The sequence below is a fragment of the Falsochrobactrum shanghaiense genome (assembly GCF_003149535.1).
Classification (GTDB): domain Bacteria; phylum Pseudomonadota; class Alphaproteobacteria; order Rhizobiales; family Rhizobiaceae; genus Brucella; species Brucella shanghaiense.
Genome location: NZ_QGDB01000006.1, coordinates 25648 through 47212, shown reverse-complemented (window position 1 = coordinate 47212; position 21565 = coordinate 25648). Strand labels below are relative to the sequence as shown.

Below are 21565 nucleotides of genomic sequence, written 5' to 3'. Positions count from 1 at the left end.
ACCTCAATGCAGCACGATCTCGCCCGTCACATTCTTCCAGTCTGACGGTCCCAGCAGGCGGCAATGGGCATAGCTGACCGAATGGAGCGGGCCGTCGATTTTCTTTTGCCAGAACTCGATGAAGCGATAAAGCGCCGGAAAATCCGGCGCAAGATCATATTCCTGCCAGACAAACAACTGGAGCAGGTGCGGATGATCCGGCATATGGTAGAACAGTTTTGCTGTCGTCAGCCCGTAACCGGCAAGCTGCAATTCGAATGCCGATTTTGAATTAAAAGCGGACGTCGTCATGGCGATTTCCCCTTTTTATAAAGAGCCTGTTAACTGCTTCATTATGACAGATAATCGCTGAAATTAGTTTTTAAATAGTAAAAACAATATGTTAGCACCAATCAAACCGGAGTGCTGCCATTCTGTTGATTTTTTGTGCTGCGTCACTGTGGACCATAGGCGATCCCATTGTCTAATTTACCTTATCGAATATGAACTGTAGATGAGTCTGGCGACGGCCATGCCCTGATGCATGCTGTCGATTACGGCGCGAGGATCGCCGGACGTTAGGAGGATTTTATGTCGGACAAGCTTTACCCCGTACTGCCGGAGGCAAAGAAGAACACGTTCATCGACAATGCGACCTATCTGGAATGGTACGAGGAGAGCGTGACCGACCCTGATGGCTTCTGGGCCAAGCACGGACGGCGTATTGACTGGTTCAAGCCCTTCACCAAGGTCAAGAACACCAGCTTCGACGGCGACGTTTCGATCAAATGGTATGAGGATGGCGTCACCAACGTCTCCTATAACTGCATCGACCGCCATCTCAAGAGCCGCGGCGACAAGGTTGCCATCATCTGGGAAGGCGACAATCCCTATATCGACAACAAGATCACCTATCGCGAGCTTTATGAAAACGTCTGCCGCATGGCGAATGTGCTCAAGAAGCATGGCGTCAAGAAGGGCGATCGCGTCACCATCTATCTGCCGATGATCCCGGAAGCCGCTTACGCAATGCTCGCCTGCGCCCGCATCGGCGCGGTGCATTCGGTCGTCTTTGCCGGGTTTTCACCCGAAGCGCTGGCAGGCCGTATCGTCGATTGTGAATCCACCTTCGTCATCACCGCCGATGAAGGCGTGCGCGGCGGCAAGCCGGTCCCCCTGAAAGAAAACACCGACACCGCCATCGACATTGCCGCCAAGCAATATGTCATGGTCAACAAGGTGCTGGTCGTGCGCCGCACCGGCGGCAAGGTAAGCTGGGGTCCGGGCCGCGATCTCTGGTATCATCAGGAAGTTGCCAGCGTCGAGCCGCATTGCGAACCCGAACCCATGAATGCGGAAGATCCGCTCTTCATCCTTTACACGTCCGGCTCCACCGGCAAGCCGAAGGGCGTTCTGCACACCACCGGCGGCTATCTCGTCTATGCCTCGATGACCCATCAATATGTCTTCGACTATCATGACGGCGACATTTACTGGTGCACGGCGGATGTGGGCTGGGTGACGGGTCATTCCTATATCGTCTATGGCCCGCTGGCCAATGGCGCGACCACGCTGATGTTCGAAGGCGTGCCCAACTTCCCCGATCAGGGCCGTTTCTGGGAAGTGGTCGACAAGCATCATGTCAACATCTTCTATACCGCTCCGACCGCGCTGCGTTCGCTGATGGGTGCCGGCGACGAATTCGTCACCCGCTCCTCGCGCTCGTCCCTGCGGCTTCTGGGCTCCGTCGGCGAGCCGATCAACCCGGAAGCGTGGGAATGGTATTACAACGTCGTGGGCGACCAGAGGTCCCCCATCGTCGATACGTGGTGGCAAACCGAGAATGGCGGCATTCTCATTACGCCCCTGCCCGGCGCAACCGATCTCAAGCCCGGCTCGGCAACCCGTCCCTTCTTTGGCGTCAAGCCGGTTCTGGTGGACAATGAAGGGGAAGTGCTCGAAGGCGTGGCCGATGGCAATCTGTGCATTTCCGATAGCTGGCCCGGCCAGATGCGCACTGTTTATGGCGACCACAAGCGCTTCATCGAAACCTACTTCTCCACCTATAAGGGCATGTATTTTTCCGGTGACGGCTGCCGCCGTGACGAGGACGGCTATTACTGGATCACCGGCCGCGTCGATGACGTGCTCAATATTTCCGGCCACCGCATGGGCACGGCGGAAATCGAATCGGCACTCGTCTCGCACCATTCCGTCTCGGAAGCAGCCGTGGTCGGCTATCCGCATCCGATCAAGGGACAGGGCATTTATTGCTATGTCACGCTGATGACCGGCGCCGAAGATCAGGACCCCGACGAATTGCGCAAGGAGCTGGTAGGCCATGTGCGCAAGGAAATCGGCCCTATCGCCACGCCGGACAAGATCCAGTTCGCGCCGGGCCTGCCCAAGACCCGTTCAGGCAAGATCATGCGCCGTATCCTGCGCAAGATCGCCGAGGATGAATTCGGCGCGCTGGGCGACACCTCGACGCTTGCCGATCCGGGCGTGGTGGACGATCTGATCGAAAACCGGCAGAACAAGAAATAATGCCATCATAAAACCAAAAGGCCGGGAAATTCCCGGCCTTTTGTTTAAACCTAAAAATCGATAGTCCGCCCCTTGATCTCCCAATCGCCATAACGCGCGGGGTCCTTGCCGCCACGTCCGCCAATTTCGCGCGGTGCCTGAGATGCCTTTTCGGCGGCGCGGCGTTCTTCCGCTTCCTTCAGCGCCCGCTGCGCTGCTGGCGGCAGATCGTCAAAGGCGCGCGGCGCTGCATCTTCGCGAATTTCTGTTGCGTCGTTTTTCTCGTTCATCCGCCTGTATTCCATTATTGAAGCCCGGCTATTATTGAAGGAAAGCCTTTTCATACCCATCATATAGGCAGAAAGAGTTCCGGTGCAAAACCTGTTTGGAGACCGCGACATATGAATATGATGAAAACGGCCATGCTGATCGCGCTCATGACGGTCATGTTCATGAGCATCGGCTATCTGCTGGGCGGTGGCGGCGGCATGATGATCGCGCTCGTCGTCGCGGTCGCGATGAACCTGTTTGGCTACTGGAATTCAGACAAGATGGTGCTGCGCATGTATAATGCGCAGGAAGTGGATGAACGCAGCGCCCCCGATTATTACCGCATGGTCAGCGGCCTTGCCGCCAATGCAGGCTTGCCCATGCCAAAGGTCTATATCATCCATGAGGACCAGCCGAACGCTTTTGCCACCGGCCGCAACCCGGAAAATGCAGCCGTTGCCGCGACAACCGGCCTTCTCCAGCGCCTGACGCCGGAAGAAGTCGCAGGCGTCATGGCGCATGAACTGGCCCATGTGCAAAACCGCGATACACTGACCATGACGATTACCGCTACCCTTGCCGGTGCGATCTCGATGCTTGGCAATTTCGCCTTTTTCCTTGGCGGAAACCGCGAAAACGGCAATGGCATCATCGGCGTGATCGGCACGATCCTTGCCATGATCGTTGCGCCTTTTGCCGCCATGATCGTGCAGATGGCGGTAAGCCGCACGCGTGAATATGCCGCCGACCGGCGTGGCGCTGAAATCTGCGGCAATCCGCTCTGGCTTTCATCCGCTCTGGGCAAGATCGCCCGCAGCGCAAAAGCCATTCCCAACGAGGAAGCCGAACACAATCCCGCAACGGCGCATATGTTCATCATCAACCCATTGAGCGGACGTGGTGCCGACAATCTGTTCTCGACCCATCCCGACACCGATAACCGCATTGCAGCCCTTGAACAGATGGCTTCCGAACTGGGTATTCGCTCCGCCGCGATGTCCGCACCAACTCCCCCTTCCCAAAGCAGCGGTCCATGGGGTAATGCAGGCGGTAGCAATAATGGCGGTTCCGGTTTCCGGGGCCCATGGTCCTGATCCCAAGAAAACCAAGAAGAGCAACATTGAGTGAAGCAAAGCCCGCGCAAAGGCGCCGAAACGACAAATCGTTAGCCACCAGCCGCCCCGGTCTGGCAGCGCGTTTATGTGCTGCGCGCCTGCTTGGCGCGGTGATTGAGAAAAACACTTCGCTCGACGGGCTGACCGACAACAGCCACGGCCATCCGCAATATCTGGCGCTGGAGCCGCGCGACCGCGCGCTGGTTCGCGCCATTCTTGGTTCGGCGCTGCGCAATCGCGGCGCCATCGAGCGCGCCATAAACAAACGTCTCGACCGGCCTTTGCCGGAAAATGCGGTGGCGCTCAAACATCTGCTTCATGTCGCCGTCGCCCAGATTTTCTATCTCGACCTGCCCGATCATTCTGCCGTCGATCTGGCCGTGGAAGCCGCCAATGCCGACCCGCGCAATCGCAAATATGCGGGCCTCGTCAACGCTCTTTTGCGCAGGCTCTCACGCAACAAGGAACGCGCGCTCGCCCATCATTTGCAGCCGGAACTCAACGTTCCCGACTGGTTTGCAACAAGCATCGTGCAAGCCTATGGCACTGAAAAGGCAGCGGCAATCTTTGCCATGCACGCCTATGAACCGCCCATCGATCTCACCGTAAAAGGCGACCCGCAAATATGGGCGGAAAAGCTTGGTGGTACGGCCCTCCCCAATGGCTCGGTGCGGCTTGAGACCGTGGACGGCGCGCTCACCGAACTCCCCGGCTTTGCCGAGGGCGAATGGTGGGTGCAGGATGTTGCAGCCAGCCTGCCTGCGCGGCTGATGGGCCATATTGACGGCAAGCGCGTTGCCGATCTTTGCGCAGCCCCCGGCGGCAAGACGGCGCAACTTGCGGCTCAGGGCGCGAAGGTAACGGCGCTCGATCTTTCTGAAAACCGGCTCAAACGCCTGCGCTCCAATCTCGAACGGCTGGGCTTTGACGCGGAAACCATTGCAACAAATCTCCTCGATTTTAAGCCGGACGAGCTTTTTGATGCCGTGCTGCTCGATGCGCCCTGCTCATCCACCGGCACCGTCCGCCGCCATCCCGATGTGCCATGGACCAAGACGCAAGCTGACATCGACAAGCTGGCTCAGCTTCAGGCAAAATTGCTGGCCCATGCAGCCGCTCTGGTAAAGCCGGGCGGCACAATCGTCTTTTCCAATTGCTCGCTGCACCCGCAGGAAGGCGAGCTGGTGGCGCGGGAAGCCGCGCAAAACCCGCTGCTGGAACCCTCTCCGATCACGCCCGATGACTGTCCGGGTCTGGATGGCCTGATTACGGAAGAAGGCTTTTTGCGCTCCACCCCGGCAGACCTTCCCGCCGGGCACTTTGATGGCAATCCGCGCATGGCCGGCATGGACGGCTTCTTCGCCGCACGGTTCAAACGGCGTTCGTAAACTGGAAAAATCGCTGAAATTGCCAAATCGGACGCGCGCGCCCGGTATGGTTAACACTCGATTCACCATTCTATAGAATTGTATAAAGGCACGAATCCGCAAGGTCGTGCCCTGCAAGGGAATCGGCCCTTCCATCTGGCCGCAGGACAATGAAAAACGATACGGAGAACGAACAGGTGGCAGTGGCGCTGAGCGAAACCCCGCATCTTTGGGGACTGGCACTCGCACAGGCTTGGCGCAGTTTCAGCCGTCGCCTGCGCATGGGGCCGCTTTATCGCTGGCGCTTCACCGGCTTCACGCCCGAGCGCATTCTCATTGCCCCGCCTGACCTTCGCGTCGCCGATCCGCAGCTTGCGCAGGAATTCTATCACGGTCGTTTCGCCCTTGCCGGTCGTCTGGTCGAAACCGGCGGATTATCGCCTTTCGCCGTCGAGCCGCCGACGCCGGAATGGGAAGCGGCGCTGCATGGCTTTGGCTGGCTGCGCCACCTCAAAAGCGCCAATAGCGAACTTGCGACCGCCAATGCGCGTGCGCTTATCGATGACTGGATGCGCCTTTATGGCAAACGCATCGGCGGGCTGGCCTGGTCGCCGCAGGTCACGGCACAGCGCATCATCGCGTGGTTGCAACATTCCAATCTCATCCTGTCGGGTGCGGAACTGCCCGCCTATCGCAAATTCATGCGCTCTCTTGCCATGCAGGTGCGCTATCTGCGCACCGCAGCCTCCGCCATGGATGACGGCGAAGAGCGCCTGCGCGCCCGCATAGCCCTTGCCTTTGCAGCCCTTGCCCTGCCCGTCTCACCGCCGACCGCACGCGCGGCGCGGCGCAATCTCGAATATGAGCTTAAACGCCAGATCCTGCCCGATGGCGGTCATATCTCCCGCAATCCGGCAACCATATTGGAGCTTCTGGCCGATCTGCTGCCCTTGCGCCAGACCTATGCCAACGGCACCGAAGCACCACCCAAAGCGCTTATCGAAGCGGTTGAACGCATGTTGCCCGCCCTGCGCTTTTTCCGCCATCAGGATGGCAGCCTCGCGCTTTTCAACGGCGTCGGACCGACCATGCCCGAGCGCATCATCTCGGTCCTGCGCCATGATGAAACGGCGGGTTCCCCGCTGACCCATGCGCCCTATTCCGGCTATGAACGGCTCTCGATGGGCTCGACCACCGTGATCGCTGATACCGGCCTGCATCCGCCTGTCACCGCCTCGCGCGATGCCCATGCGGGTTGCCTTGCCTTTGAAATGTCATCGGGTCGCCAGCGCTATATCGTCAATTCCGGCATCGACCGCTACGGCCCATCGGAATTTCGTCCGCTGGGGCGCTCGACCGCCGCCCATTCGACCGTCACCATCAACGACACTTCCTCCTGCCGGTTCAGCCAGAATGCCGGGCTTTCCAGCATGATCGGCACGCCGATCATCGCCGGGCCGACCAGAGTGCAGCGCGACCGAGTGGAAGACTTGGGACGGCAGGGTTTCGTCGCCAGCCATGACGGCTATGTGCGGCTTTTCGGGATTTTCCATGAGCGCCGCATGGTCCTGTCGCATAATGGCAGCGTCATTCAGGGCGCGGACCGCTTTTATCGCGGCGACGCAAAAGCGCTCAAAGCCAATGGGCGCGATAATATTGCCGTGCGTTTTCATATCCACCCATCGGTCGATATTTCCTTCGACGAAAATGGCCTGATCGTGCTGAGCGCCGATCATGACGATACATGGGCCTTTTCCTGTTTCGAGGTTGCGCCGCAACTCGAAGACAGCATTTTCTTCGCCGGTTTTCGCGGTCCCGTGACGTCAAAACAGATCGTCCTGTCCTTCCCGGCATCCGAACTTCCGGAAGTGAACTGGCAATTCAGCCGCATCGCCATCGGCAGCTATGCGTGAGGTGTTGCAGTTTAAGGTAGGATTCCTGCCTTTCCTGTGCTAACCCGCCTGCGTCCACCCTTCCTGAATGCAAAACGCTTCAGCAACGAAGAGACCATTTTCCATGGCTGTCAGCTCAAAACATATTCCCGCTCCCGATTTGCATCGGGTGCGCCGCGCCCTCCTTTCCGTGTCCGACAAGACCGGCCTGATCGATTTCGCCAAGGCGCTTCACAAGCATGGCGTCGAAATCCTCTCGACCGGCGGCACCGCCAAGGCGATTGCCGCTGAAGGCATCCCGGTAAAGGACGTTTCCGAAGTCACCGGCTTTCCGGAAATCATGGACGGGCGCGTAAAGACGCTGCATCCGGCGGTCCATGGCGGTCTTCTCGCCGTGCGCAATGACCCCGAACACATCGCGGCGATGGAAGAACATGGGATCGGCGGCATCGATCTGGCCGTCATCAACCTCTATCCGTTCGAGGAAGTGCGCTTTCAGGGCGGTGATTACGACACCACCGTCGAAAATATCGACATTGGTGGCCCGGCCATGATCCGCGCGTCCGCCAAAAACCATGCCTATGTGGCCACCGTGGTCGACCCCGCTGATTATGCCAATGTGATCGCGGAAATGGAAAAGCAGGATGGCTCGCTGCCGCTTTCCTTCCGCAAACAGCTTGCCGCCAAGGCTTTTTCGCGCACCGCCGCGTATGATGCAGCGATCTCCAACTGGTTTGCGCAAGCCATCGAAGAAGAAACGCCGGTCTGGTGCTCGGTGGCAGGCAAGCTGCATTCGGTCATGCGCTATGGCGAGAACCCGCATCAGAATGCAGGCTTCTACCTGACAGGCGAACAGCGCCCCGGCGTCGCCACCGCGACCCAGCTTCAGGGCAAGCAGCTTTCCTATAACAATATCAATGATACCGATGCCGCTTTCGAGCTTGTCGCCGAATTCGATCCGGCCCGCACCGCAGCGGTTGCCATCATCAAGCACGCCAATCCGTGCGGGGTTGCGGAAGCCACCACCATCAGGCAAGCCTATCTCAAGGCGCTGGCCTGCGATCCGGTTTCCGCTTTCGGCGGCATTGTCGCACTCAACAAGACGCTCGATGAGGAAGCAGCCGAAGAAATCGTCAAGATTTTCACCGAAGTCATCATCGCACCCGACGCGACCGAAGGCGCAAAAGCCATCGTTGCCGCCAAGAAGAACCTGCGCCTGCTCGTGACCGGCGGTCTGCCGGACCCGCGCGCCAAAGGCATTGCGGCAAAGACGGTTGCCGGTGGCCTGCTGGTCCAGTCGCGCGACAATGGCGTCGTTGACGATCTCGATCTCAAGGTCGTGACCAAGCGCACCCCAAGCGAAGCCGAACTCAACGACATGAAATTCGCCTTCCGCATCGCCAAGCATGTCAAATCCAACGCCATTGTCTATGTGAAAGACGGCGCAACGGTGGGTATCGGCGCAGGCCAGATGAGCCGCGTTGATTCGGCGCGTATCGCCGCGCGCAAGGCGGAAGATGCGGCTCAGGCGGCGGGCCTCTCAGAGCCTTTGACCAAGGGCTGCGTGGTGGCCTCCGACGCCTTCTTCCCCTTTGCCGATGGCCTGCTTTCAGCGGTCGAGGCTGGCGCCACCGCCGTCATCCAGCCCGGCGGCTCCATGCGCGATGATGAAGTGATCGCCGCAGCCGACGAACATGGCATTGCCATGGTCATGACCGGCATGCGCCATTTCCGGCATTAAGCCTCAATCAAAGCTCTAACACATTTGAAAAGCCCCGGAATCCATCATTCCGGGGCTTTTTCTTGGTCCCCGCGTTTCGTATGGTTTCGCCTGCATTCGTTTGGAGGAGCACCGCCCATGACCCGCTATATCGGTTCCATCGATCAGGGAACCACAAGTTCGCGCTTCATCATTTTTGACCGCAACGGCGATATTGTCGCCATGGACCAGCGCGAGCATGAGCAGATCTATCCCAAGGCGGGCTGGGTGGAGCATGATGCAACGGAAATCTGGCGCAATACGCAGCATGTCATCGATGGCGCACTGAAAAAGGCCGGATTGCGCGCCTCTGACATTGCTGCCGTGGGCATCACCAACCAGCGCGAAACCACGCTTTTGTGGGATAGGAAAACCGGCGCACCGCTTCACCATGCACTGGTGTGGATGGATACACGCACTGACGAACTGGTCGCCCATTTCGTGAAGGATGGCGGTGCTGACCGTTTGCGCGAAAAAACCGGCCTGCCGATCTCGACCTATTTTTCCGGCCTTAAACTGCGCTGGCTGCTCGATCATATTCCCGGCGCGCGTGAAAAAGCGCAGGCAGGCGATGCGCTTTTCGGCACGATCGATTCATGGCTTGTCTGGAAGCTGACCGGCGGCCCGAATGGCGGCATTCATATTACCGATGTGACCAACGCCTCGCGCACGCAGTTGATGGACCTCGCCACATTGCAATGGGACGAGGAAATTCTGCGCTTGTTTGAAATCCCATCGGCCTGCCTGCCTCAAATCCGCTCCTCCAGCGAGGTCTATGGCGAGATCACCCTGTCTGCGCTTGAAGGCGTCAAGCTTGCAGGCATCCTCGGCGACCAGCAGGCAGCGCTTTTCGGTCAGGCCTGTCTCAAGCCGGGCGAAGCCAAGAATACCTATGGCACCGGCTGCTTCATGCTGATGAACACCGGCGAAAAACTGGTGCCTTCCAATTACGGCCTGCTGACGACCGTCGCTTACCGGCTGGGCGACGAAAAGCCCGCCTATGCGCTGGAAGGCTCCATCGCCATTACCGGCGCTCTCGTGCAATGGCTGCGCGATAATCTCGGCGTCATCAAGAATAGCAGCGACATCGAAACCCTCGCCCGCACGGTTGATGACAATGGCGACGTCTATTTCGTGCCAGCCTTTTCCGGCCTTTATGCGCCGCATTGGGATGATTCCGCACGCGGGATCATTGCGGGCCTTACCCGTTTCGCCAATAAGGGGCATATCGCCCGCGCAGCCCTTGAAGCAAGCTGTTATCAGGTGCGCGAAGTGCTCGAAGCCATGGTCAAGGATTCAGGCGTCGAGATCACCGAACTGCGCGCCGATGGCGGCATGACGGTCAACCAGCTTCTCATGCAATTCCAGTCCGATATTCTCGATGTGCCGGTGGTGCGGCCCAAAATCATCGAAACCACAGCGCTCGGCGCTGCCTATGCCGCGGGGCTTGCCGTCAGCTACTGGAAAAGCACCAACGACATTATCGAAAACTGGCAGGTAGGCCAGCGCTGGCATCCCAAAATGAGCGAGAAGGAACGCAGCCGCCTTTTCCATTCATGGGAGAAGGCCGTGCAGCGTTCGCTCAACTGGATTGAATAATCAGCGATCGCTCAAATATTGTTGGCCGGATAAGGCGTTGTCTTTGCCAGGATGAAACCGACGGCGAAAAACGCAATCAGAACCGACATGCCCAGCGCCGCTGAACCGCTGAGCGTGGTGACGCTTGCCACCAGAAACGGCCCCATAAAGCTGGTGGCTCGTCCTGCCAGCGCGTAAATACCAAAATAGCGCCCCGATTCCTGCGGCTCGATACTGCGCGCGAACCATGACCGCGACGATGCCTGCACCGGCCCGAAAGCGGCTCCGATCATCAATCCGTAAAACAGAAAAACATGTTCGGCAGGCGTTGCAAAAAGCCCGTCGGCCTCGGTAGCGTCAAACGAAATCAGCCCGAATAAAGTATATTCGTGCCCCGTCGATACGATGCCGAGGGATGCCAGAAGCAGGAGCAGGACTGAAGCCAGCACGACGACCTTCGAGCCAAGCCTCGTATCAAGCCTACTTGCCGCAAGGCAGCTGAAGACCGCCATTACATTGAGGATCATCCCGAAAAGCCCGATTTCCGTGATCGACCAGCCAAACAATATCGCCGCATAGCCTGCCCCAAGGGCAAGCAGGGCATTGACGCCATCCTGATAAATCATCCGGGCGATGAGAAAGCGCATGATGCCGGGGCGCTGGCGCAGCTCGGCAATTGTTATTTTCAGTTCCGAAAGCCCGGCCTGCATGGCTTTTGCAAGCGGCTCTCCCTTCGCCGCATCAGGGGTAAACAGGAACATCGGCAGGATGAAGATGAAATACCATGCCGCCGCCAATGGCCCGGCAATGCGCGCATCCTCGCCCCTGGCCGGATCAAGCCCGAATAGCGGCTCGATACCGATGATCGTCCTTCCTGTTTCCGGCGAGGCCGAAAGAAAAAGTACGATGAAGATCAGCACGATCATGCCGCCAAGATAGCCAAGCCCCCATGCAATATTGGAAACCCGCCCAATATCTTCCCGTGCGATCAGCCGCGGCATCATGGAATCGTTGAAGACGATGGAAAATTCCGCTGCCACCATCGCAATGGCAAAGACCAGCAGAACCCAGAAGAGACTTGCGCCCGGCTCGGCGAACCACAGCAATGACAGGGAGATGATTTTCAGGGCGGCGAAAAACGCAATCCACGGCTTGCGCGCGCCTGTCCGGTCGGCGACCGCCCCCAACAGGGGGGAAAGGATGGCGACCAGCAAACCCGCCGCCGCCACCCCATAGCCCCATGCGGCCTGTCCCGCTTCGGGCGTCTGCGCCATGCGCGAAATAAAGTAGGGGCCGAATATGAAGGTCGTCACCACCGTAAAAAACGGCTGCGCGGCCCAGTCGAAAAATATCCATCCCCATATTCCGCGCCGCGAGGCGGGCACCATGAAGCCGCCCGCTTCCCGCGTCAAAGGGCCAGATCCGACATCAACCCGGCGGCAACCGCAAGCCGGGAAACCGTGGGCGCCCCGCCTTCCGTCAGGGCCAGCATCCGGCCCCGCACCTGTTCAATGCGCGCGCTGTTGGCTGCAAGCCATGAAGATGCCGGATCCTTGTCCTTGCCAAAGCGCTTCAATGCCGTAACCGTCATGCTGCGCGCGGCATGCATGATGGTATCGCTTGCGCGCGCAAGGGCCAGCCCGTCATAATAATCCGTGACCGGTATGATGCGCACCGCTTCCTCGATCCGGCCAATCCGGAATGCTTCGGTCACGCCGAAATAGGTTTTGGCGGCAGCCACCAGATCAGCTTTTGCAAGCTGGGCAATCAGGGCAATATCCGGCATGATGGTGGCAAATTGCAGATGCGCCAGACGTACCGCCAGCGCTTCCGGCGCGCCCTTTTCGATGAAAGCCGCCTTGTCTTCCTGTATCCTTGCGGAAAGATATTCTGGCATGAACTCGATCAGATGCGGCTCCAGTTCCGCATGGGCTGTTGCGATAGTCTTCACCAGTTTGCCCAGCGGCACATCGCTCTTCTCGTTGCGCAGGCCCCATGCCGTCGTCGCTTGCAGCATTTCGCCGACAAGCTCATAGAACTGGTTCTGCACCACGCCCGCCACCTTGTTGTCGAGCGCATCGATGGCGTCGTAGATCGCATTGACCGCGAAACCGTCGCGCACCGCCACATAGGCATGGACAATATCGGCCGCCGCCTTGCCTGTTATATCCGCAAGATTGCTGACAAAGGTGATGCCGCCGCGATTGACCACGTCATTGGCCAGTTGCGTGGCGATGATTTCCCGCCTCAGGCGATGGTTTGAAATCTCCTGCCCATAGGCTTTCACCATCTGCTGCGGGAAATAATCGAGCAGAAGCGAATGGAAATAAGGCTCGTCGGGCAATGCACTTGCAACGAGATCGTCGCAAAGTGAGAGCTTGGCATAGGCCAGCAGCACGGCAAGTTCGGGCCGTGTCAGCGGCTGGCCGGATTTCTGGCGTTCGACGAGCAAAGCGTCCGAAGGCAGGTTCTCGACCTTGCGGTCAAGCAGCTTGCGGCTTTCCAGCTCGGTCATGAAACGGGCCTGATAGGGCAGGCCCCCAAGGCCCTGCCGCTCCATCAGCGAAAGGGCCAGCGGTTGCAGATAATTGTTGCGCAGCACCAGTTGCGCCACATCATCGGTCATGCTGACCAGCAGCTTGTCGCGCGCCGAGCGCTTGAGCGAACCGGAGCGCATGGCGGCGGCGAGCGCGATCTTGATGTTGACTTCGACGTCGGAACAGTTGACGCCAGCCGAATTGTCGATGGCGTCGGTATTGCCCCGCCCACCCTTGCTTTCAATACCGCCTGCCAGCGCATATTCGATGCGCCCGCGCTGCGTCATGCCCAGATTGGCGCCCTCGCCGATCACCCGCGCCCGCACATCCGAGCCGGTGATGCGGATGGCGTCATTGGCGCGATCGCCCACCTGTGCATCCGTTTCGGCGGATGAGCGGATATAGGTGCCGATGCCGCCGAACCAGAGCAGATCGACCGGCGCTTTGAGGATCGCGACCATGATTTCCTGCGGCGTGGCCGTGGTCTTGCCCATCCCGATGGCAGCAGCCGCTTCTGCCGAAAGCGTGATCGTCTTCTGGCTTCGGCTGAAAACACCGCCGCCCGCCGAGATTTTCGCGCGATCATAATCCTGCCAGCTCGAACGCGGCAGATTGAACAGCCGCTGGCGTTCTTCAAAACCCGTCGCGGCCACCGGATCGGGATCGATGAAGATGTCGCGGTGATCGAAAGCGGCAATGAGCCGCGTCTGCTGCGAGAGCAGCATGCCATTGCCGAACACATCGCCCGACATATCCCCCACACCCGCCACCGTGAAAGGCTGCGATTGAATATCAATATCCAATTCGCGGAAATGACGCTTCACCGCTTCCCATGCCCCGCGCGCAGTGATGCCCATGCCCTTATGGTCATAACCTGCCGAGCCGCCCGACGCGAAAGCATCATCCAGCCAGAAATCATGCGCCTGACTGATCGCATTGGCGGTATCGGAGAAGGTCGCCGTGCCCTTGTCGGCTGCGACCACGAAATAGGGATCGTCATCATCGTGCCGCACCACGTCGATGGGCGGCGCGACATGCGCATCCCTGATATTGTCCGTGACCGACAAAAGCGTCGTGATGAACACCTTGTAGGCATTGCGCCCGGCCTCGAAAACCGCATTGCGGTCGCCGCCCGCAGGCAGGCGCTTGGGATAAAAGCCGCCTTTTGCGCCAACCGGCACGATGACGGCGTTTTTCACCTGCTGCGCCTTGACCAGACCCAGCACTTCCGTGCGGTAATCCTGCGCCCGGTCCGACCAGCGCAAGCCACCGCGCGCCACTGCGCCAAAACGCAGATGAACGCCTTCCACTTCCGGCCCATAGACGAAGATTTCGCGATAGGGGCGCGGTTCCGGAAGACCTTCGATCACACGCGGATCGAGCTTGAAGGCGAAGGTCACAGGCGGCTTTCCCTCGCCATCCTCCTGCCAGGCATTGGTGCGCAGCGTCGCCTCGACCAGATTGCGCAAGCGGCGCAATATCTGGTCGTCATCAATGCTTGGAACGCCAAGAAGTGCTGTCTCGATGGCCTCCACCAGCTTTTTTTCAGCCTTGTCGCGGCGCTTGGATGCGGGATTGAAGCGCAGGTCGAAGAGCGCAAAAAGATCGGTTGCAATCTCCGGATAGCGATTGAGGGCAGCGGCAATGAAGCTCTGCGGATAGGCAATCCCCGCCTGTTGCAGATAACGCCCATAGGCGCGCAGGATCATGATCTGCCGCGCGCTCAGGCGGGCTGTCTGCACCAGCGCATTATAACCGTCATTGTCCGCCTGCCCGCTCCACACGGTGCGGAACACCTCCTCCAGCATCTCGCCTTCATCCGAGAGATCGACCGCAGACCCAAAGGCATTGACCAGTTGCATATCGTGGAAAAATACCGGAATGCCCGGACCGCCTGCATCGGGCAGTTCGATGGTCTGCTCGCTGATGACGCGAAAACCCATATTTTCCAGAAGCGGCACGCGCTGCGAAAGCACCACCGGCGCGCCATGGTGATAAAGCTTGAGCGAAACCCCGTCCGGCCCATCGGTGCGATAGCGATAAAAATCGACGAAAAGCGGCGCTTGCGGGCTGAGCCCTTCAATGCGCGCGGCATCTTCCAATGCATCGGCAGGCGTGAAGATTTCGCGATAAGAGGGCGGAAATGCCGAAGCCAGCGCAATTGTCGAGGCATTTTCCGTCGCAGCACTTTCGGCCACGGTATCTTCCCATGTGCGGATAATATCGCGCACCTTGTTTTCCAGCGTTTCGCGATCCACATGCGGCATGGAATGCTTCATGCGGCGAACCACAAACTGCACGCGTGTCAGCCCATTGGGCAAAAACACCGGGTGAAATTCGAAACTCTCGCCTTCATAGACTTCGACAAGATAGCGCCCGATCTTCTCGCGCGCGATTGAATCATAGCGATCACGCGAAATATAGATCAGGATGGACGCAAAGCGTCCGAAACGATCATGGCGCGGAATGACGCGCACGCGCGGGCGCTCGCCAAGCGCAAGGATCAGTTCGGCATTGGCGGTCAGGCTTTCCGTATCGATCTGGAACAGCTCGTCGCGCGGATATTCCTCCAGAACGCTGACCAGCGCCTTGCCGGAATGGTCCTCGCGGTTAAAGCCCAGCGTCTTGATGACCGCATCGGCCTTTGAACGGATGAAAGGAATATTGGTGATGGAACTGGTATAGGCAACCGAGGTGAACAGGCCCACCAGCCGCAATTCCCCCACCGCTTCGCCCTTGTCGCCGAAGATTTTAATGCCGATATAATCCAGATGGGCGCGCCGATGCACCAGCGAAAGCGTATTCGCCTTGGTAATGATCAGCGGTTCCGCACTGTCGAGAAATTCGGCGGTCTCCGGCGGCGCGGCCTGATCCTCATCGTCCTTGCGCAGAACACGCACAGCCTGATCGGCCAGAATGCCCAAAGGCTCTCCGAGCGTCGCGAGAACACGCTTCTTGCCTTCGCGCGCAAAGGCCAGTTCACGCATTCCCAGAAAAACGAAATTATCGTCGCGCAGCCATTGCAGGAAGGCAATGGCCTCCGGCATGACCGCATCTCTGGTCAGTGCATAGGTGCGCTTGTAATCGGCAATGGCCGCCTCGATGCGTTGCAGCATCGGCTTCCAGTCACCCACGGCAAGGCCGACCTGTCCGATAATGCGCTCAAGGGAAGCGGCCAGCTCGCGCTGCGCCTCCTCGTTCATGGCCGAGAGATGAAACTGTATCAGGCTGACGCGCTCGACATCCTTGGCCGCAGCGAGCTGCGAAGCTTCGCCATGAATGACGAGCTGGTTCTTTTCGTGCGAAATATCGAGAACCGGATGCACGAGCATGAATATCTGCCCGGCATGCATGGCCAGTTCGCCCATGACGGAATCAACCAGAAACGGCTTGTTGCCATTGACGATCGTAACGACGCTGATGGGGCGGCCTTGCCGCTCTATATCATTCTCGATGCTGATGACGGTGCTGCCCCGCCGCCAGCGCTCCAGTGCGGCATAGGCGGTGGAGGCCGATTTTTCGAGGGCCTTGGCGCTATATGCAGCGAGATCTTCCGGTGGCGCCCATTCAAACAGAAGCTGCGAGAAAGCAGCCGGAACCTTGGGCTTCCCGCCCTTCTTTTCCTCCCTGCCTGCCTTGGAACCTTTTGCTTTGCTCGGTCGGTCCTGCTTTGCAGTCAACTCGGATACTCCTGTTATGTGGCAATTGGGTTAGACTAGAGCATTTCCAGCAAAAGTGTGAAACGGTTTTGCGTCCGGAAACGGCGGAGATTTTTCACGGGCTCACATATTTGTCAGATCTCGATGAGATGGTCGTCAAGTTCGTTGGGCGTATCCGGCCCTGCGGGGAAATGCTGCGACAACAACCCGCCCGCCTGCTCTATCGCCTGTAAAAAGCCCTCTGCAATGGCAGAGCGCGATGCATGATGGGTCAGCATGGCCACAATGGCGTTCCAGTCCTCCTGCCTGACACGGGCATGAATACCTGCATCCGCTATCACTTCGGCATATTGTTCGGCCAGCGAGACAAACAGCAAAATCCCCGTACGCTGCTCGGTGATATGCACATTCCGCGCCAGAAACTGCTGCACACCATTCAGATGCGCGCGCTTGTAGCGGATATGCCGCGGCACCAGCCGCATGCGCATCGACGGCACCAGCCACAGCAGCCCTATCGCAGAAATGAAAGCGGCAAGAATGGCAAGACCGAACATCGGCAAGGATATGTCGAACCAGTACCAATGCGCCAGACAGGCAGCAATCACCGCGGCAATGAGAATGCCGCAGGTCGCGATAAAACCCGCCGCAAAAAAATAATCATCGCTGGAGCGCGCCAGAACCGCGTAAATTTCGCCTCTCGTGCCAGCCTCGGCCCTGCGGATCGCTTCCGCAATGCGGGTATGATCGTCAGCACTTATGAAATTGCCCTGTTGCATGCCTCTCACCAGCTTCCCGACGCGCCGCCGCCGCCCGACGAACCGCCGCCGCCGGAAAAGCCGCCTCCACCCGACGACCACCCGCCACCACCGCCCATACCACCACCACCAAGGCCACCGCCCCAACGTCCGCCGCCACGCGAATTGCGCGCCCCATTAGTGCCGACACGCATGCCCAGCCATTCATATTGGCCGGGGCCGATCTTGCGCCCGAAGATCGGTGCGAGCACCGCCATGCCGAAACCGCCAAAGAAGATGAGGAACCAGAATGTGATGAAGACGACCGCGATCCAGTCCACATCATCCGGCTGGCTCTGCGCATTGCGTTTGGCGCGCGCTTCAAGTTCGGCCCCATCGCCCGAAAGCACCGACAAGATTCCATCGACGCCCTGCACGATGCCGCCGCTATAATCACCATTGCGAAATGCCGGGATGATGGTGCCATTGACGATGACGCTCGACAGCGCGTCGGTCATGGTGCCTTCCAGCCCATAGCCGACCTCGATGCGCACTCTGCGCTCATTGGGCGCCACCACCAGCAATATGCCGTTATCTTCCTGCTTCTGCCCCAGCGCCCAGGCCCGGAAAAGCCGGTTGGAAAAGCTCTCAATGTCCTCGCCATTGAGGCTTGGCACCGTGACGACCACCACCTGATCGGAGGACTTCGCCTCGAAATCGGCCAGTTTTTGCGTGAGTTGCGCCCGCTGCGCCGGATCGATGATACCCGCATCGTCAACGACGCGACCGCTCAGCACCGGAACGGGCTTTTGTGTCTCCTGCGCCGTTGCTCCCGTGATTACGAGAAACAATGCAGCCAGAAGGACAGCGAGGAAACCGGCAGGGTTCCCCCGTCGTCTCAGGCCATGTAAGGCGTCACGCAACACAAGCACAGCAGCCACCGCAAGCCCGATCAGTTGTTGAAATTCACCTGTGGCGCGCTCTGGCTGGCTGCATCCGCCGTGAATGTCTGCATCGGTTCGGCATCACGGAACCAGAACGTCTTCCAGAGCATGGTCGGCATGGTTCTGAGCGAGGTATTATAGACACGCACGGCTTCGATATAATCACGGCGCGCCACCGCAATGCGGTTTTCAGTTCCCTCAAGCTGGGATTGCAGCGCGAGAAAGTTCTGGTTGGCCTTGAGATCCGGATAGCGTTCGACAACCACCATAAGGCGGGAGAGAGCACCGGTCAGATTGGCCTGATTATCCTGAAACTGCTTGAAAAGCTCGGGATTATTCAGCGTTTCCGGCGTGATCTGCACCTGTGTCGCCTTGGCGCGCGCATCGATGACCGCCTGAAGGGTTTCGCGTTCATGCGCGGCATAGCCCTTTACGGTTTCGACCAGATTGGGCACCAGATCGGCACGGCGCTGGTACTGGTTCTGCACCTCGCTCCAGGCGGCCTTTGCCTTCTCCTCATTGGTCGGAATCGTATTGAAACCACAGGCGGAAAGCAGCGGAACCAGAATGAAAAGACCAAGGGCAATGAAAATACGGCGGAAGGAAAGAGAAGTCGTAATCGTCGCAGCCGACATGAGGCTCTCCTGAAAAAGCGCGGTTCGCAGCGCCCGCATCTAGGCAATCGAAGAAATGCGAGCCGTCAAATCAACAAGATAGAGAAAAATCACCAGCCGTCCAGCCGTTTGACGCATGGACAGAAAACCATATGAAAAAAGCGGCGGATTGCTCCGCCGCTTTTTAAAAAAATGCAGTTTTTCGCAACGATTATTCGCTTGCGGCTTCTTCAGCTGGTGCTGCTTCTGCTTCAGCCGCTGCGGCAGCAGCTTCAGCAGCCTTGGCTGCGGCTTCTTCTTCGGCCTGCTTGGCGAGAGCGATACGCTCCTGAGCCTTCTTGCCCGGAACGGCCTTGTTCGGGTTGTTGCGCTCTGCACGCTTGGCAACGCCAGCCTGATCGAGGAAACGCAGGACGCGGTCGGTCGGCTGTGCGCCCTGTGCGATCCAATGCTGAACGCGGTCGGCGTCGAGCTTCACGCGCTCGGCATCCTTGGCGAGCATCGGGTTCCATGCGCCGAGCGTTTCAATGAAACGGCCGTCGCGCGGTGCGCGAACGTCGGCAACGACGATGTGGTAGTAAGGGCGCTTCTTGGAGCCAGCGCGTGCGAGGCGGATTTTAAGGGCCATGGTTCAATCTCCTGATGTCTATTATGCGCCGGTCTTGGCCGGAACATGAAGGTGGTTAAAATTAATTTCCGCCGTGATTTGCAGCGGTATGCTCGTGATGCCTGATGACTTCCTTCACGATGAAGTTGAGGAATTTCTCGGCAAAATCGGGGTCGAGATTGGCAGATTGCGCCAGCGTCCGCAGACGCTCAACCTGCCGCTTCTCGCGGTTGGGATCGGCGGGGGCCAATCCACGTTCAGCCTTGAGAATGCCCACCGCCTTGGTGCAGCGGAAGCGTTCGGCCAGCATATGAATGAGCGCTGCATCGATATTGTCGATGGATGCGCGCAATGCCAGAAGTTCGGCGGGTATGGTGTTCTGCTCGTCGCTCATGACACTCACTTTTTCTTCGGCAATCCGGGCAAGCCGCCACCAAGGCCGGGAAGTTTCGGCCCGCCCAGCCCCGGCAGTCCGCCACCGGGAAGCCCCGGCATTCCGCCGCCCTTGGTGAGCCCTGCTGCTTCCGCCTGCTTGGCCAGCGCCTCAAGCTGCTTGGGGTCCATCTTGGAGAGATCGGGCATGCCGCCCATTCCCCCCATGCCGCCGCCCAGACCACCAAGACCCATCTTGCTGGCAAGGCCGCCCATCATCTGCTTCATCATTCCGCCCTTGCCCTTGCCCATGGCTTTCATCATGTCGGCCATCTGGCGGTGCATCTTGAGCAGCTTGTTGATGTCGGCGGCACTCGTGCCCGACCCCTTGGCGATGCGCTGCTTGCGGCTGTGCTTGAGCAGGTCGGGATTGGCGCGTTCGGCCTTGGTCATCGAACCGATGATCGCAAGCTGGCGGTCGAAAACCTTGTCGTCGAGACCGGCGGCGGCAGCCTGATCCTTCATCTTGCCCATGCCCGGCATCATACCCATGATGCCGCCCATGCCGCCCAGTTTCTTCATCTGGTTGAGCTGGTCGGCAAGATCGTTGAGATCGAACTTGCCCGACTGCATCTTCTTGGCCATCGCTGCGGCTTTTTCCGCATCGATGTTTTCAGCAGCCTTTTCAACGAGCGAAACGATGTCGCCCATGCCCAGGATCCGGTCGGCGATGCGCTTGGGATAGAACTCCTCCAGCGCATCCATTTTTTCGCCGGTGGCGATCAGCTTGATCGGCTTGCCGGTGACGGCGCGCATCGAAAGCGCTGCACCGCCGCGGCCATCGCCATCCATGCGGGTCAGCACGATACCGGTAATGCCGACGCGCTCGTCGAAATTGCGCGCCAGATTGACAGCGTCCTGACCGGTGAGACTGTCGGCAACGAGCAGGATTTCATGGGGATCGGCGACCTGGCGGATGTCGGCCATTTCCACCATCAGCGGCTCGTCGATATGCGTGCGGCCAGCGGTATCGAGGATCACCACGTCATGACCGCCAAGCTTTGCGGCCTGAACGGCGCGCCCGGCGATTTCCACCGGCGACTGACCGGCGATGATTGGCAATGTATCGACTGTGGTCTGAATGCCGAGTTGGCGAAGCTGTTCCTGTGCTGCCGGGCGGCGCGTATCGAGCGAGGCCATCAGCACTTTCTTGCGCTGGCGCTCGCTCAACCGCTTGGCGATCTTGCCGGTGGTGGTTGTCTTACCCGAACCCTGCAAGCCGACCATCATGATGACGACCGGCGCGGGCGCGTTCAGGTCGATGGCGACGCCTTCGGTGCCCAGCATCTCGACAAGCTCGTCATGAACGATCTTGACGACCATCTGGCCGGGCTTGATGCTCTTGAGAACTTCCGCGCCGACGGCCTTCTCGCGAACCCTGTCGGTGAAGGAACGAACCACTTCCAGCGACACATCGGCCTCGATCAGCGCGCGCCGCACTTCACGCAGCGCCGCCGTCACGTCGCTTTCGGAAAGAGCGCCGCGTCCGGTCAGGCCGTTCAGAATGGAGCCAAGGCGCTCCTGAAGTGATTCAAACATCGAATTTCCCTTT

The 21565-nt window shown here is 59.0% G+C and carries 16 protein-coding genes; 6 read left to right on the top strand and 10 right to left on the bottom strand.

All coding sequences use genetic code 11. The features are described from left to right. Nucleotides 1-3: 3 nt before the first annotated feature. Nucleotides 4-291 (bottom strand): usg protein, encoded by a 288-nt coding sequence (locus DKP76_RS14955; protein WP_109707608.1) that lies wholly within the window; start codon nucleotides 289-291, stop codon nucleotides 4-6. A 279-nt stretch (nucleotides 292-570) separates the two neighbouring features. Here DKP76_RS14955 and acs point away from each other — a divergent pair, with 279 nt between their 5' ends. Next, on the top strand, nucleotides 571-2526 hold the full coding sequence (acs, locus tag DKP76_RS14950; RefSeq protein WP_109707607.1) for an acetate--CoA ligase: 1956 nt from the start codon (nucleotides 571-573) through the stop codon (nucleotides 2524-2526). Nucleotides 2527-2576: 50 nt separating this feature from the next. On the opposite strand, the gene DKP76_RS14945 is transcribed toward acs, so the two are convergent. After that, complete coding sequence (locus DKP76_RS14945; protein ID WP_109707606.1) at nucleotides 2577-2795, bottom strand: DUF1674 domain-containing protein; 219 nt, start codon at nucleotides 2793-2795, stop codon at nucleotides 2577-2579. 111 nt (nucleotides 2796-2906) lie between these two features. On the opposite strand from DKP76_RS14945, the gene htpX reads away from it, so the two are divergent. The 5 genes from htpX (at nucleotide 2907) to glpK (ending at nucleotide 10507) form a co-directional block, all read left to right on the top strand. After that, nucleotides 2907-3869, top strand: coding sequence for a zinc metalloprotease HtpX (gene htpX, locus DKP76_RS14940; protein WP_109707605.1), 963 nt, complete (start codon nucleotides 2907-2909; stop codon nucleotides 3867-3869). 26 nt (nucleotides 3870-3895) lie between these two features. After that, nucleotides 3896-5278: an RsmB/NOP family class I SAM-dependent RNA methyltransferase gene (locus DKP76_RS14935; RefSeq protein ID WP_109707604.1), complete on the top strand. Its 1383-nt coding sequence runs from the start codon at nucleotides 3896-3898 to the stop codon at nucleotides 5276-5278. 149 nt (nucleotides 5279-5427) lie between these two features. Continuing rightward, nucleotides 5428-7170: a heparinase II/III family protein gene (locus DKP76_RS14930; RefSeq protein ID WP_109707603.1), complete on the top strand. Its 1743-nt coding sequence runs from the start codon at nucleotides 5428-5430 to the stop codon at nucleotides 7168-7170. 103 nt (nucleotides 7171-7273) lie between these two features. Next, complete coding sequence (purH, locus tag DKP76_RS14925; protein ID WP_109707602.1) at nucleotides 7274-8890, top strand: bifunctional phosphoribosylaminoimidazolecarboxamide formyltransferase/IMP cyclohydrolase; 1617 nt, start codon at nucleotides 7274-7276, stop codon at nucleotides 8888-8890. 117 nt (nucleotides 8891-9007) lie between these two features. Further along, nucleotides 9008-10507 (top strand): glycerol kinase GlpK, encoded by a 1500-nt coding sequence (gene glpK / locus DKP76_RS14920; RefSeq protein ID WP_109707601.1) that lies wholly within the window; start codon nucleotides 9008-9010, stop codon nucleotides 10505-10507. A gap of 11 nt (nucleotides 10508-10518) precedes the next feature. Here the strand turns inward: glpK and DKP76_RS14915 are convergent, their stop codons facing one another. From DKP76_RS14915 to ffh, 8 genes are all read right to left on the bottom strand, one after another. After that, nucleotides 10519-11874, bottom strand: a complete 1356-nt coding sequence (locus DKP76_RS14915) for an MFS transporter (RefSeq protein WP_109707729.1) — start codon at nucleotides 11872-11874, stop codon at nucleotides 10519-10521. 20 nt (nucleotides 11875-11894) lie between these two features. Beyond that, a complete protein-coding gene (locus tag DKP76_RS14910; protein WP_109707600.1) occupies nucleotides 11895-16703 on the bottom strand; it encodes an NAD-glutamate dehydrogenase in 4809 nt (1602 codons plus the stop codon). A gap of 113 nt (nucleotides 16704-16816) precedes the next feature. Then, complete coding sequence (locus tag DKP76_RS14905; protein WP_109707599.1) at nucleotides 16817-17458, bottom strand: TPM domain-containing protein; 642 nt, start codon at nucleotides 17456-17458, stop codon at nucleotides 16817-16819. Between the two features lie 5 nt (nucleotides 17459-17463). Beyond that, nucleotides 17464-18276, bottom strand: a complete 813-nt coding sequence (locus DKP76_RS14900) for a TPM domain-containing protein (protein ID WP_425349413.1) — start codon at nucleotides 18274-18276, stop codon at nucleotides 17464-17466. Between the two features lie 92 nt (nucleotides 18277-18368). Continuing rightward, nucleotides 18369-18995: a LemA family protein gene (locus tag DKP76_RS14895; RefSeq protein WP_109707598.1), complete on the bottom strand. Its 627-nt coding sequence runs from the start codon at nucleotides 18993-18995 to the stop codon at nucleotides 18369-18371. Between the two features lie 190 nt (nucleotides 18996-19185). Next, nucleotides 19186-19602, bottom strand: coding sequence for a 30S ribosomal protein S16 (gene rpsP, locus DKP76_RS14890; protein WP_109707597.1), 417 nt, complete (start codon nucleotides 19600-19602; stop codon nucleotides 19186-19188). Between the two features lie 61 nt (nucleotides 19603-19663). After that, nucleotides 19664-19975, bottom strand: a complete 312-nt coding sequence (locus DKP76_RS14885; protein ID WP_109707596.1) for a chorismate mutase — start codon at nucleotides 19973-19975, stop codon at nucleotides 19664-19666. A 5-nt stretch (nucleotides 19976-19980) separates the two neighbouring features. After that, the gene (gene ffh / locus DKP76_RS14880; RefSeq protein WP_109707595.1) at nucleotides 19981-21552 is read right to left on the bottom strand and encodes a signal recognition particle protein; all 1572 of its coding nucleotides are present in this window, start codon (nucleotides 21550-21552) and stop codon (nucleotides 19981-19983) included. Nucleotides 21553-21565: the final 13 nt, after the last annotated feature.

What these genes read in the sequence shown, in the direction of transcription:
- acs (WP_109707607.1), top strand. Translation starts at nt 571, where the DNA reads ATGTCGGACAAGCTTTACCCCGTACTGCCGGAGGCAAAGAAGAACACG.
- DKP76_RS14930 (WP_109707603.1), top strand. Translation starts at nt 5,428, where the DNA reads ATGAAAAACGATACGGAGAACGAACAGGTGGCAGTGGCGCTGAGCGAA.
- rpsP (WP_109707597.1), bottom strand. Translation starts at nt 19,602, where the DNA reads ATGGCCCTTAAAATCCGCCTCGCACGCGCTGGCTCCAAGAAGCGCCCT.
- htpX (WP_109707605.1), top strand. Translation starts at nt 2,907, where the DNA reads ATGAATATGATGAAAACGGCCATGCTGATCGCGCTCATGACGGTCATG.
- DKP76_RS14945 (WP_109707606.1), bottom strand. Translation starts at nt 2,795, where the DNA reads ATGAACGAGAAAAACGACGCAACAGAAATTCGCGAAGATGCAGCGCCG.
- DKP76_RS14885 (WP_109707596.1), bottom strand. Translation starts at nt 19,975, where the DNA reads ATGAGCGACGAGCAGAACACCATACCCGCCGAACTTCTGGCATTGCGC.
- DKP76_RS14905 (WP_109707599.1), bottom strand. Translation starts at nt 17,458, where the DNA reads ATGCAACAGGGCAATTTCATAAGTGCTGACGATCATACCCGCATTGCG.
- glpK (WP_109707601.1), top strand. Translation starts at nt 9,008, where the DNA reads ATGACCCGCTATATCGGTTCCATCGATCAGGGAACCACAAGTTCGCGC.
- purH (WP_109707602.1), top strand. Translation starts at nt 7,274, where the DNA reads ATGGCTGTCAGCTCAAAACATATTCCCGCTCCCGATTTGCATCGGGTG.
- DKP76_RS14955 (WP_109707608.1), bottom strand. Translation starts at nt 291, where the DNA reads ATGACGACGTCCGCTTTTAATTCAAAATCGGCATTCGAATTGCAGCTT.
- DKP76_RS14895 (WP_109707598.1), bottom strand. Translation starts at nt 18,995, where the DNA reads ATGTCGGCTGCGACGATTACGACTTCTCTTTCCTTCCGCCGTATTTTC.
- ffh (WP_109707595.1), bottom strand. Translation starts at nt 21,552, where the DNA reads ATGTTTGAATCACTTCAGGAGCGCCTTGGCTCCATTCTGAACGGCCTG.
- DKP76_RS14915 (WP_109707729.1), bottom strand. Translation starts at nt 11,874, where the DNA reads ATGGTGCCCGCCTCGCGGCGCGGAATATGGGGATGGATATTTTTCGAC.